We start from the raw sequence: 13,209 nt of genomic DNA, 5'->3' as shown, positions 1-13,209 counted from the left end.
TCTTACAACTAAAGACTCTGGGCGCACGCGTGTGCGGATGCCCAAGCCCATTGAAAATTAAACCCACCTAAATGACCGGTTACATCTAACACTTCACCGATAAAATAAAGTCCCGGCACTTTGAGTGATTCCATGGTTTTTGAAGACACTTCATCGGTAGCAACGCCCCCAAGGCTCACTTCGGCCTTAGCATAGCCGGCGGTATCCTCAGGGTAAAGCGACCAAGCCGTTAATTGCTCTGCCAGAGCGTCCAGACGAATTTGACTGTAGTTAGCAAGATCGTCGTCAAAACCAAACTTATCCTGCCAGGCCTGCACAAAACGTTTCGGCCAATACTGTTTTAACACCGTAGACAAGGGTTGCGCTTGTTGCTTTAGCTCTTGTAACCAACCAGCGATCCCCTTAATTTGTGGCAGCAAATTAAGCCGAATGGCTTCACCAGCAAACCAATAATTAGATGCCTGCAAAATACTGGGCCCACTTAAACCCTGGTGCGTAATCAACATCGCACCGTCAAATTCAGGGCCACGTGCGGTTGAGGCAATAACGCGTAGGCTTAAACCACTTAATTCAGACCACCAGGCCTGCTGACGTGCCGGCATCACCAACGGAACCAGGCCTGGTCTTGATGGCATCACCGCCAACCCAAATTGCTGAGCTAATTGCATCCCAAAATCGCTGGCGCGAAGTTTTGGATAGGATAATCCACCCGTAGCCACTACCAGTTTTTGACTCTGCAATGAACCATTCGACGTGATTAACTGCCATTGATCTGATCCTTTTTGCACGTTGGAAACAAAGCAATTGAGCTGAAGTTCAACGCCTGCCCAGTCTAACTCGGTTCGAAACATCGCCACTAACTGACCAGCACCATCCAGAGTAAATAGCTGACCCTTATCACGTTCTTCATAAGCTATAGCGTGGCGTTCTACTCGCTCAATAAACGCGTCTGGCTGATAGCGCGCTAAGGCTGACTTTACAAAATGGGGATTGCTACAAATAAAATGCTTTGGCTCTACGTTGCGGTTGGTGAAATTACACTTGCCACCACCGGATATACGAATTTTGGCACCAGGCTTAGGCGCATGATCGAGCAACAACACGTTTAATCCGCGATAGCCGGCTTCAATGGCGCACATCATACCGGCCGCACCCGCACCTATGACAATAACGTCATACTGTTTTTGATTCATGCTGAAGGCTCTTGTATTACCAAATCTTCCCAAAGTTGGTTGCGTTCATCGGCCACACTTTTAAAGTGCTCAATAATGGTTTCAGCGATAGCGGGGTCAGCCTCAACCCCCATTTCAATACTACGGCGGCGTTGCGCATCAAAGTGCGGCAGGCTAAAAATTCGTGCGTCTGGATAGCGCGCCTCTAGTTGTTCCATGACCTCAATCCACTCGGCTTCACTGCCGTCAATGAGTCGAATCGCGAGCTCCAACCTATGTTGGCCAGAAAGGTGTCCCAGCGGATTCGCAAGTGCCCAGGCCATCATAGGTTCGGCCATTTGAGGAAAGCCGGGCATAAAGTAATGCTGGTGCAGATAAAAGCCCGGCACGCCATTGAAGCTATTTGGCAAGAGTTGTGCGCCTTCGGGAAACTCAACCATCTTAATGCGATTAGGATAAGCCTGATCCCCAAACAAGGCTTCAAGAATGGCTCTGCCTTCCTCATGCACCACTAACGGCAAACCCATAACATCAGCAGCAGCTTGACGGGTACGATCATCCGGAGTAGCACCAATACCGCCACAGCAAAACACCTGATCACCGGATGCCAGAGTTTGTTTGAGTTGCTGGCGTAAAATCACCGGATCATCACCTAAGAATCTGACCCAACTCAACCCCAAGCCGCGTGCTTTTAATAATCGACTTAAATTAGCCAAGTGTCGATCCTGACGCTTACCTGAAAGGATTTCATCACCAATGACAACTAAGCCAATTCCCGCCATACACACTCCTAGCCACTGCTGCGATTTTTACGAACATACTGATATAAAAACGGCCACATTATGTGGCCGCTACTTATTGACGCCTGCGGTATTAAGCTTACACACCTTTTACCAAACGGACAATCGGATGCACCCACAATAACAGTGCCACCGCATAACCCACGGCCATAAAGATCAGTAACGCCCAGTCTAACCAATAACCCATAAAGGCAAAAGATGAGCCGGTTAGCGTCGGAATACTGACAAACAAAATGGCAGCAATGCCTAACGCAGCCAATAGCGTGGCCTTAAAAGCTGCTGGCTTAATCAAGCCACCCAGCTTAAACAGTGCCACTGCATTTAAAACCACCGCACCCAACACAAATAATGCAATCATTAACCAGTGAGCTTGGGCATAGCCCACCATCATAAAAAAGCCTAAAATCAAACCGTCCATAATTCGTTACACATTCCCTTTCAACATTTGCAAATAGGTAGGTTTCAGCATTTGATCTTTCATAATCCATGCAAACCACGACTCTTTTTTCGGATCGATAAACGAATAGGTCGGCGTTAAATTGCCATCGTAGTCAAACTCAATTAACATCGCCGCGCCAAAGCGAGTCAATAATGGACATGACGTATAACCATCAAATTTGGCAACCGGCTCCTCTCCAGCAATCACGGAAATCAGGTTTTGAACCACAATCGGTACCGACATCTTCACCGTCGCCGCCGTTTTACCGCGTGGCGTGCCATTGACATCACCACAACCAAACACCTCCGGATAGGTATTATGTTGTAGCGTATCGCGATCGACAGCCAACCAACCGCCAGCAGCCATATTGCCTTCTGACCAGGCCAGGTTTGACTCTCTGATAGAGCGCGGTGCACGCATTGGCGGAACCACGTGTAATAAATCATAATCGGTGGTGAACTGACTGCCGTCTTCTTGGGTAAAGGTCGCTTTGCGGGCACCTATATCTACCGCCGCTAATTCGGTACGGAATTTAACATCCATGCCGGCCTCTTCGTAACGGTCCAACACAAACTGGTTAAACCAGGGTAAACCGAACACATTATTGGTGGCTGAATAGAAGCTCATGTTCGCTTTATCCATACCCCCGTTTTGACGCAAACGGTCGAGGGTTAATAACGTCATTTTTAAAGGGGCGCCAGCACAGCGAATCGGCGTGCTTGGCAAGGTAAAAATCCCATTACCGCCCTTTTCACTGTACTTGCGAATGGCATCCCAACTTTGCGCGGCCGCGTCTGGGCTATTATAAACACTGGCTAAACCATTTTGACCAATCGCGCTAACATCCATACCCTCAATAGCATCGTAATGATATTCAACGCCGGTCGCGACGATCAAATAATCATAATTAACAACACGCCCCGTATCGGTTATGACTCGTTTATGATCTGGCTCATAAACATCTGCCATTTCCTTGATCCAGTTGACCTTTGAGGGCAAAAAGCTGGCATTACGATCTAAAACCTTGCTCTTTGGCCAAGCACCGGTCGCAACTAGGGTTAGACCCGGCCAGTAATAATGGGTTTCGCGGCGATCAATAATGGTGATATTGGCATTAGGAAGTGCTTTGGTTAGGCGGTTAGCCAAACTGATGCCTGCCGCGCCAGCGCCGGTAATGACAATATTGGCACGCGTATTTGCGGCACGCGCTGGAATAGAACCTAAACCAGCAACAGCGGCCATCGCAGCCGCACCACTGAGTAAAAATTTGCGACGATTAATGCCGCTCAGAACCGATAAAGATGACATGTTACTAACCTTTATGAAGACAAAAAAGTCGTGCACCAGCGTGTAACCGCGGTGGCACAACATCAATATTAGATTATACTAATATTAAAATGCTAATTCAAAGCCTATGTGAGCCCCATCGTCAAACTTGACCTTGGCTTCTTTATATTCCACTTCAAAATGACGGTAACCTACAAAGCCTTGCAAGTTGCGTAATAAGCGCACATTGGCGCGAATCGAGAGTTCGTTCAGTTTTTCAGCATCCGAAAAAGCTAGAATCTCTGGTGCAATCAAGTATTCAACAGTGACATTGGTTGGCGTTGCGGTAGGTAACCAGTAAGCAGCGTGCACGCCCAATAAGATACCGGTACCTAATTTATCGATATCCTTCGCTTTTGCATAAGCAAACTTGCCTTTCACACCCAGATCTAGGTTTGGATCTAACACACCTTTTCCAACATATGAAAACGAGGTATCAATCACATAATCTTTATCATTGTTGTACTGATAGCTTAAGTCAAAACGGTAGGTTTCCTGCATCCACAAGTCACTGCTAAAAAATCCGAACTTTGCCGAATCATTAGCAAGCTGTACATTAATACCCATTTCATTCGCGTGCACAACCATTGGCAAACTTGCGCTAATCAGTGCTGTTGCCGCTAAGGCTTGAAGTGTTTTTTTCATGTGTTCTCCTACTTTATTGCCAGGGGTTAAAATAAGTTATTGACTTTGATTTGTGTCTTGTTGTGCTTGCTCAGCTTGCGATGTCAACCAGTCACCAAAATGGCTAAGCTGTTCAACCCAGCTGATTAAGGATTCAAGTACAATGATCGAATAATCTCGCACCGGTCCCCAGTCGAGCAGAATAGCGACAATCCACAAAACGATTAAACTCATCCAAATCAGTGTTTTAATAAAAAACATTTAGAATCCAAAGCGTGAGCGTTGTTGTATTTTCTGAATTTTGTTTTGACCCGCCCAAACTTGACGATTGGTTTTTAAATCAATCAAAACCAAATCGGTTTGGTAAAAAGTCACCCGACGATTATTCAACTGATCAACAATCGAGGTAATCGTGCCAGACAAAGCAAAATCAGCGCCAATTTCTTCACCAAAAGGCGTTACCGTATCGGGGCGTGAGAAACTTTGTTGCTCAGCACGCTCATCACGAATTTCGCCACGCTGATCGGCCGCGGCCACAAAATCGACACGTCCCGAACGAATCCCCGCACGACGCAAATCATTGATAAAGGTTTCTACCGGAATCTGCTGATGCGAGCGATTATCCACCGATTGAATAATAATTACCGGACGAACTTGGCCGGTTTCGGTTTGAAAGCGCTCTATCCACGGAAAGCTCAACATATCGTCAATCATCGAGTCCGCTACCAAGCGAGAATCGGTTGCGTTCCATTGATCGGTTAGCGCAATTTCTTCGGCGGCATCGACGCGCTCAACCTTGGTGCCGGCACAGCCGTGCAAACCAAGACCCAGTGCAATCACACTAACCAATAATCCGGTGCGAGTTAGTGGTCGCCATAATTTTTGTCGCTGCATAATTTATTTTCCTTACACGATTATAAATTCTTAACATTTTACCAAGATTTGGCAAATTTACCTGCAAATCCTTCTCATTTTCATGATTTTATTGCTGGTGCGCGATAGGTAGCCACCAGCGCTCGCCGGCGCTCAGTTCTCGCTGTTGTGTTTGCCCGTCCACATCCACCCAGGTGACCAGGCCTGGCTCAACCCAATAACGCTGTAAATGGATATAGGCTGGCAAGGTTTGCCAGTTCCGCGTCTCGGCCGCTTCCGTTGCTGAGGTTGCAATATCACCCAGCAAGCGCAACCAGGCATTATCTTGCGTTACCGCCTGCACGCCCAAACGCTTGAGCATCGCGCGTGCTAAGGCCGCATAAAAATCCTCATTAGCAGCTAGTAATTGCGCTTGCACCGCTTGGATGGCTGGGGCATCCATCATCACTCCCGTCACCGCCTGCTCATTCAGGCGCCATTGCAGTTTCGTCGGTTGCGGCCAAGCCAACAAATCATAATAAGGCAGGGTTACCCGTAACGGTGTTTGCGCCGCTCGGTCTAACCCAACGGCTTGCACTTGTGGCCAAATGGGGCCTAAAAATAGGGTTTTACTGCCAATCGCACCGCGGACAATGCCTCGCAAACCATCTTGGTAAATATTCAGTGCTAATCGTGCCAAACCTTTATCGGTATACATTAAATAAAACCAAATCGACTGCGCCAAGCCCTCATCGCCAGGCGCCAAGATGATCGGATAGACTTCCATGTTTTGGGTGCGATGATTCACAATCAGCATCGCATTCATTTCACCCCGCTGTGGAATCCAGCCCTGATGAACCACCTGAACCAGTTCAACCCAGCCCGGCTGCCAGGCCTGCAACTGCTGTTGCTGAGGTTCGCTGAGTTTTTGTGCCGCAAGACCTGGCCAGCCAGGCTGATTTAAGCGCTTCATCATCCGCAGGGTGTCAAACCAGGCCTGCTGGGTCACTTGGTCCGATAAACCCATTTGTTCACGATAACCCTGCTCATAGAGTTCTGCCGCTTGTTGATAAGCCACCTGTGCCGCCGACCACTCGCCCCGTTGCTCATAGATCATCCCGGTGACATAACGTAACCAAGCATTGTCACGTAACACATATTCGCTGCGATCAAACAAATCACCATTGAGTAAGCGTAAAATTGCTAACAGCCGATAAAACGGCGTTTCGCGCTGCTCGGCGGCGGCTTGATAGTCCAAAACCTGTGCCGCCAAATCATTGAGCTGAATCTCCTTTTGGCGCACCATCACGCGCGCATTATTTAACGCTTCACGCTGTTGGGCCAGATTCGCAGAATTGGAGGACCTCGATGGGTCTGACGAATGAACAGCCGCCTCGCTCAGCGCGATAAAATTGAGCGTTTGAATATATTCAACAAACAAGCGTTCAAAAGTTTGTGGCCGATAGATACGTTGCCGCGGGCTGGTCAGTAATACCCGCAACTCCTCGGTCACGGATAGGGTTTGCGCCGCTTCGGCATCCGCTTTGGCCTGCTCAAATAAACCATGACTGCCTTGGTAGTCACCGGCTAAATGTCGCAACATGCCTAATTCGAGGTTCAACAGAATTTTTTCGCGCCGCTCACCATCTAGGTCGCGCAGCAAAGCTTGTTCAGCCGCCGCCCAATCCTGCACCAACAACGCTTGCCTAGCCGGTTCGGTTTGTTGTTTATAGCTCGCGCAACCTTGCAATACCAGTATTGGCAGCAACACCAGCCAGACTTTTATCAACCCGCTCATGGCGTTTGTCCTTTGCGCCAAGGGCGTAACTGAAAGCGTCCTGGGTGCACCGCGGCATCTAACTCGGTGGTTGCACTATCCTGCGCAACGCCAAGTATTTGATCGCGAATGCGCTCAGCCGCCCACCATACCGACATTAAGCCACGTGCCCCATGCCCTTGCGATACCCACAAGGCTGGGTGGTAACGCTGAGCGGGGTATTGAAATAACGCTTTATTGTGTGGCTGTGACAGATAGGCTTGCTCCAACCATTCACGGTCTGGAATCGCACCAATAATCGGCAGGTGATCGGCGGTGGTGGGCCGAAATCCGACGCGTCCCTGCCAAGTTTCTACTGGCGGAGGAGCCCAATCAGGCAATACCGCTTGCAGCTTGGCGGCGTTATCGGCGTGACCCTGCCATGAAAGCGCAGATGATAAATCGGGCGCTTCAAAAGTTGCCCCCGTGACCCAATAGCCCTCAACCGTCGGTGTGCTATAGCCCTGGTGCGCGACCGCACCAGATAAAGGGTATGGGCAATCCTGCTCGCTCATATAACTGACCTGCCCTTTAAGTGGCCGAATCGGCAAGTGCCAGGCCTGGTTTAACGCCGACAAAGCACCGGTGACCAGCACCACGGCATCGGCCGATATCTCTCCCGCCTGAGTTTTAATCTGCCAACCGACCGTGTCATCTTGCCAAGCCAAAGACTGCACAACCCTGTCACCTTGAAATCGAATCAAAGGATGACGCAAGGCGCGCTTAACCAAGGATGGCGGACTTAACCAACCGGCTTGCTGATACACAAGGCCTGGTGATTGATGAGTGTCTTCGTTTGCAATGATCTTAACCCAGCTGGTCGGCAAGCCCAGCTGTTGCAACTTCTGCGCCCATTGAGCTAAATCACTGGCATTGACCCGCTGTTGCAAACCGGATAAATCCCCCACGACCTCGCCCTGCACAACCCAATCCGCCACCCAACGCCAAGTCGCCTGCAAGCCCTGCCAATAAAATTGACTGCGAATATTCCAATCGGCGGTGATCAATGGATGTACCAGGCCGGCTAAATTGCCCGACGCACCATCAGCGGGCGAACTCGCTTGATCTAACACGCTAACCTGCCAACCCGCTTGCGCCATTACCTGTGCAACCGCCGCACCGGCCAGGCCAGCGCCCACTACGACCAAATGAGGTTTTTCAGGCCAAGAAATTGGCATAGGCGGCTGGTACCAAGGCATCACCGGTTTCGGTTTTTTTGGGCGGCGCGCGCCAGTCCATGCCTGCATTTCAGCCGGCATCTCACTCGCCATTTGAGCTTGCATCCTGGCCTGCGTCTCAATGCCGTTTTGGTGTTGGCTATCAGCGTCTTGCGCCATCATGTTAAAATGCCACCTTCTCGTGCCTAGAGTTCAAACTATTATTAAATATGGCCAATAATTCTACCGACTCTCTACCCACTGTTGATGAAAACTTTGCGCTTAACCAGCAATTAGCAGATCAATTAGCCCAAATTTTGGCCTATTGGCACCAGCAACGTCAGCGCCATCAACGCGCCAGCCTCGTTTTAATGGGTAGCAAAGCCTGGCAAACTACACTGCTAGAGGCGTCCAAGGCTCAGTTTGCAGATTGGCCATCGGAACTACTTTGGCTCGACTCAAAAGCCAACCGACAACACCTGCGCCATCAATTAGGACAAACTCGCAGTGCCCAACAAGCAGGCCTGGTGGTTGATATGGCAGAGGGTCTGGATATCGAAGCGATTACTTTAGCGGAAGGCTTATTACCGGGCGGAGGAATCTGTTGTTGGTTGCTGCCTGAGGAGACGGCTGGGTTGCCCGCACCGAGCGAACACCCATTGGCGAAACTGCTGAGCTTTCCATGGCACGCCCAGGATATGACACCGCACTATGCACTTTGGGCGCGCGAACGTATCCTTAATGCTGATCAACACCTTGTGCTGCTCGAAACAGACTCGATGAATCATCAAGATGCCGATAGCCACATAAACCGAAACATCACCCACACTCGGCCACCCAGCACTCAACCCCCCAGTGCTGAGCTGACCGCCTTGTCGGCCGAACAATCGCAACTACTGCAGCTGCTGTATCAGCACTTTCGTGATCAGGTAACGCAACAACCTGCTAGCCCAACCCTATTGGTTGCGGCGCGGGGACGTGGCAAATCCACCTTAATCGGTCATCTCCTCAATCGCCTTTTAGCGGATGTTGATACGCCCTACCAAATCGCCTTATGCAGCGCGCGTCCAGAGCAACATCAGCAGGCCTGGTTATGCCTGAACCCCAAGCACCAAGACACGGTGACTCGCTGGGCGCCTGATGCGCTATTGGCGCAACAACCCACCCTTGACTGGTTGATTATTGATGAAGCCGCCCACCTTCCTTGGCCACAACTTCAAAAGCTGATTCGGCACTATCCTCACTGTCTGCTCAGTAGCACCTCAGCGGGTTATGAAGGGTCTGGCCAAGCCTGGCAACAGCACTTGCGCCCTTGGCTTGATCAGCATTTCAGTGACTGGCGTGAATTCACACTAACTCAGGCGTTACGCTGGCACGCCGAAGACCCACTGGAGGCGCTCGTGCGCGAATTAAGTGGTCAAGTCGACCATCAGCTTAGCGAACAGGGCGGTGAAACGGCTGGCTTAACACCCTTACCACTTCACCATCTAAGCTGGCAATGTGTCACGCCGCAAGACCTTTCAGCCAGCCAACGCGCCCAGGTGTTTGCCCTGTTAACCGAAAGCCACTATCAAACAAGGCCACGCGACTGGCAATTACTTTGCAGTGCGCCCAACTATCAACTCGCGCTGATCTGGCACAATTCCCAACTGGTCGGCGCACTTTGGGCCATCATGGAAGGACCCTTGCCTGACTGGGGACCAGAGCGGCGTCTGCAAGGGCATCTAGTGACCCAAAAACTGCGCCAGCACCACCAAACGCCAGCTCTCTATAGCGGCCGCTATGCCCGTTGTACTCGGATTGCCATCGCCAAACCCTACCGTCAACAGTGTTTAGGCAAGCAACTGGTTAGCTATTGGCAAAGCCATCCACACAATATCGATATCGATAGTTTTACGGTCAGTTTTGGTGCCAGCCCCGCATTATGGCGTTTTTGGTCGGCCTGCGGCTTTCACACGTTGCATCTGGGTGTGCAAGCCGATGCGGCCAGTGGACGCTGTAACCTGATCATGATGACCCCACCCCAAGCCCAGAGTTTACGCCAGGCTTATGATCAGATTCAAAACTGGTTTCAGGCGCAATGGCTCGCTCTGTCAGATGAGTTTCAACCGCTCAGCCACGACCTTATTAGCGTCACCGAGCAGCAGGCCTGGCAAGTGATTTGGCAACAGCACCCAGATTGGCAAGTTCGCCCCTGGCAACGGACTCCGCCCCACCAACGTCAACAAGCCCTGAGGGAATATGTTCTAGGCTATCGACCCTATGAGGCGGTTAGTGGCGCGTTAATAGACTGGTTTGAGCAACAAAGCGAGGAAAAATGGCACTGGCCAGAAGCCGAATTATTGCGCTGGAAACAACAGGGGCAGAGTTGGGCGCAATGTCGCCAGGCCTGGTCTGCCTCATCTGGGCAAGCGCATATAGGTCGCAAAGGCTTGGAAGCACTACTAAAAGCCCGTCTCCAAGCCATACTGGATTTTTATTGAGTCGGTTTATTGACTAAAAACCACAGTTTTATTGCCGTGAATCAGTATCCGATCTTCAAGATGAAAACGCAGTCCTCGCGCCAAGGTAGTTTTTTCAACATCACGCCCTAAACGACGCATTTCTTCAATCGAATGAGCATGGCTTACTCGAATCACGTCCTGCTCAATAATCGGCCCGGCATCCAGCTCCTCGGTCACATAATGGCAGGTCGCACCAATCAGCTTTACGCCACGCTCATAGGCCTGGTGATAGGGCTTGGCACCGACAAACGAGGGCAAAAAGCTGTGATGAATATTAATCACTCGGCCCGCATAATCGGCGCACATTTGCGGCGGCAGTATTTGCATATAACGCGCTAATACAATCACATCCACCTGATAGTGGGCGACTAAACGCTCGGCTTCGGCAAAGGCTTGCGGCTTGGTATCCGGCGTTACCGGCACATGATGAAACGGAATCTGGTGCCACTCGACCATGTCACGTAAATCATCGTGATTGGCAATCACACAGACGACATCGCCGGGTAAGTCACCATCATGCCAACGGTAGAGTAAATCTGCTAGACAATGGGCTTCTTTACTGGCAAACAAGGCAATCCGCTTGGGTTTTGCGGAATCACTGATAAACCAACTCATCTGAAACTGGTCGGCAATCGGCGCAAAACGGCGTTCAAACTCGGCTAAATCAAACGGCACTGAGCTGGCCAAAATTTCATGGCGCATAAAAAACCAACCATTACCGGCATCGGTATGGTGATTTGCTTCCACAATCGTGGCGCCCTGCTCGGCAATAAAACCGGCCACCTTGGCAACAATACCGACTTGGTCTGGACAAGACATCACTAAACGATAGACACGTTCCACCGACTTACTCCCTTAATTACGCAATTTTTTGAATCTGCACATGATAGCAAAAGCCGGCATATTTCGCGCTTTTCTTCTATGCTATACTCATAGATTCTTCTAATCAGAATCGAATCTAATTTCTTATGCTTAAAGTTGTGTCTTTTAATGTAAATAGTGTCCGTATGCGCCAACATCAACTGGAAGCGCTGGTTGCCGAACAGTCTCCAGATATTATTGGTTTACAAGAAACCAAAGTCCAAGACCATGAATTTCCACTCGAAGCCATCGAGTCGCTGGGTTATCGGGCCGAATTTTGTGGCCAAAAAACCCACTATGGCGTGGCGCTACTCTACAAACCGAGTTTAACCCTAACCGGCCTACAAAAAGGCTGGCAAACCGACGATGACAGCGCCCAAAAACGGATGATTATTGGTGATTTCACTACACCCAGCGGTGAAAGTTTGCGGGTTGTGAACGGCTATTTTCCACAGGGTGAAAGCCGTGACCATCCGGTCAAGTTCCCCGCCAAACTGGCTTTTTATGCCGATTTAATGGCTTACTTAAACAAGGATTGCTCACCGGAACAACAGCTGATTGTGATGGGAGATTTTAATATCTCACCGCAGGATATCGATATTGGTATCGGTGAACCTAACCGACTGCGCTGGCTAAAAACCGGTAAAACCAGTTTTTTACCGGAAGAGCGCGCGTTGTGGCAACAACTACTGGACTGGGGCTTGCAAGACACTTATCGCTGCTGTCACCCTGACTCAAATGACAAATTTAGTTGGTTTGACTATCGCTCGAAAGGCTTTGAAGATACCCCGAAACGGGGACTACGTATTGACACCCTACTGGCTACGGCACCGCTTGCGGCAAAGGTCATGGCCAGTGATATTGGCTATAGTATTCGTGGCCTTGATAAACCCTCTGATCATGCCCCCGTATGGTCGGAATTTGACCTTAATTAAGGATAAAACACCATGATTTCTGTACAAATAATGCAACGTGAACTGGTTGTTGATCATACCTTATTGTTATGGGTCAAAACCGAGGGTGAATTTAATTATGCACCCGGCGATTACTTAATGATGGGCGTACATCCAGATAGCCTAAAGCCCTTTTCCATTGCCAACGCCCCGCGTGAAGATGGCTTTTTAGAAATGCATATTCGCCTTAACCAGGATAGTTGGTTGCAAGAACTGGCGCAACAGCAGGTAGGCGATCATCTATGGATTGATGGGCCGCACAATCAAATGAAATTGATGTCGGAACAACCGCTAAACCTGTTTATCGCCGGCGGCACCGGTTTAGCGCCCATTAAGGCGTTAATTGAAGCGCAATTGGCTCAGGGCTTGACGCAACCCACCTGGTTATATTGGGGTGCCAGTTATGTAGAGGATTTTTATTTGCGTGATCCGCAATGGTGGCCCAAAGGCTTGCATGAACGGGTTCATTTTGTCCCAGTACTGTCTAATGAAGACCAGGCTAAAACGGTGAATTGGCAAGGTAAGCTCGGATTAGTGCATCAGGTCGCCCTGGCCGAACACCCAGATTTAAGTCAAGCTCAGGTCTATGTTTGCGGTGCTTGGGAAATGATTAAAACAGTGAAAGCGGATTGCTTAGCCGCCGGCTTGCCCGCTGAGCGGATTCAACCGCTCTAGCAAGCAATAGTAAGGCTCAAGTTCAGCAAC

Annotated in this window: 13 protein-coding genes; 3 read left to right on the top strand and 10 right to left on the bottom strand. The window is 49.9% G+C overall.

Features of this window, described 5'->3' with window-relative positions; all coding sequences use genetic code 11:
- Positions 1-8: 8 nt before the first annotated feature.
- From THICY_RS00345 to mnmC, 9 genes are all read right to left on the bottom strand, one after another.
- The gene (locus tag THICY_RS00345) at positions 9-1,193 is read right to left on the bottom strand and encodes a BaiN/RdsA family NAD(P)/FAD-dependent oxidoreductase (protein ID WP_013834631.1); all 1,185 of its coding nucleotides are present in this window, start codon (positions 1,191-1,193) and stop codon (positions 9-11) included.
- The gene (locus THICY_RS00340) at positions 1,190-1,954 is read right to left on the bottom strand and encodes a competence/damage-inducible protein A (protein WP_013834630.1); all 765 of its coding nucleotides are present in this window, start codon (positions 1,952-1,954) and stop codon (positions 1,190-1,192) included. The genes THICY_RS00345 and THICY_RS00340 overlap by 4 nt, the downstream gene beginning before the upstream one ends.
- Positions 1,955-2,051: 97 nt before the next feature.
- Entirely contained in the window at positions 2,052-2,390 is a 339-nt protein-coding gene (locus THICY_RS00335; protein WP_013834629.1) for a hypothetical protein, read from the bottom strand.
- A gap of 6 nt (positions 2,391-2,396) precedes the next feature.
- A complete protein-coding gene (locus THICY_RS00330) occupies positions 2,397-3,719 on the bottom strand; it encodes an NAD(P)/FAD-dependent oxidoreductase (protein ID WP_013834628.1) in 1,323 nt (440 codons plus the stop codon).
- 84 nt (positions 3,720-3,803) lie between these two features.
- Entirely contained in the window at positions 3,804-4,382 is a 579-nt protein-coding gene (locus tag THICY_RS00325) for a YfaZ family outer membrane protein (RefSeq protein ID WP_013834627.1), read from the bottom strand.
- A gap of 36 nt (positions 4,383-4,418) precedes the next feature.
- On the bottom strand, positions 4,419-4,622 hold the full coding sequence (locus tag THICY_RS00320; protein WP_013834626.1) for a hypothetical protein: 204 nt from the start codon (positions 4,620-4,622) through the stop codon (positions 4,419-4,421).
- A complete protein-coding gene (locus THICY_RS00315; RefSeq protein ID WP_013834625.1) occupies positions 4,623-5,255 on the bottom strand; it encodes a penicillin-binding protein activator LpoB in 633 nt (210 codons plus the stop codon). It abuts the gene before it with no gap.
- Between the two features lie 88 nt (positions 5,256-5,343).
- On the bottom strand, positions 5,344-7,011 hold the full coding sequence (locus tag THICY_RS00310) for a hypothetical protein (RefSeq protein ID WP_013834624.1): 1,668 nt from the start codon (positions 7,009-7,011) through the stop codon (positions 5,344-5,346).
- Positions 7,008-8,369 carry an FAD-dependent 5-carboxymethylaminomethyl-2-thiouridine(34) oxidoreductase MnmC gene (gene mnmC, locus THICY_RS00305; protein WP_013834623.1) on the bottom strand — a complete coding sequence of 454 codons (1,362 nt, stop codon included), beginning with the start codon at positions 8,367-8,369 and terminating at the stop codon, positions 7,008-7,010. Before mnmC ends, THICY_RS00310 begins: the two co-directional genes overlap by 4 nt.
- Before the next feature lie 47 nt (positions 8,370-8,416).
- Here mnmC and THICY_RS00300 point away from each other — a divergent pair, with 47 nt between their 5' ends.
- Positions 8,417-10,669 (top strand): tRNA(Met) cytidine acetyltransferase TmcA, encoded by a 2,253-nt coding sequence (locus THICY_RS00300; protein WP_013834622.1) that lies wholly within the window; start codon positions 8,417-8,419, stop codon positions 10,667-10,669.
- Between the two features lie 6 nt (positions 10,670-10,675).
- On the opposite strand, the gene purU is transcribed toward THICY_RS00300, so the two are convergent.
- The gene (gene purU, locus THICY_RS00295) at positions 10,676-11,533 is read right to left on the bottom strand and encodes a formyltetrahydrofolate deformylase (RefSeq protein WP_013834621.1); all 858 of its coding nucleotides are present in this window, start codon (positions 11,531-11,533) and stop codon (positions 10,676-10,678) included.
- Between the two features lie 125 nt (positions 11,534-11,658).
- Here purU and xthA point away from each other — a divergent pair, with 125 nt between their 5' ends.
- A complete protein-coding gene (xthA, locus tag THICY_RS00290) occupies positions 11,659-12,486 on the top strand; it encodes an exodeoxyribonuclease III (protein ID WP_013834620.1) in 828 nt (275 codons plus the stop codon).
- Between the two features lie 12 nt (positions 12,487-12,498).
- Positions 12,499-13,179 carry an FAD-binding oxidoreductase gene (locus tag THICY_RS00285; protein WP_013834619.1) on the top strand — a complete coding sequence of 227 codons (681 nt, stop codon included), beginning with the start codon at positions 12,499-12,501 and terminating at the stop codon, positions 13,177-13,179.
- Positions 13,180-13,209 lie beyond the last annotated feature (30 nt).

This window comes from Thiomicrospira cyclica ALM1 (assembly GCF_000214825.1).
Taxonomy (GTDB): domain Bacteria; phylum Pseudomonadota; class Gammaproteobacteria; order Thiomicrospirales; family Thiomicrospiraceae; genus Thiomicrospira; species Thiomicrospira cyclica.
The sequence above is the reverse complement of the archived record's forward strand: the minus strand, read 5'-3'. Positions and strand labels throughout refer to the sequence as shown.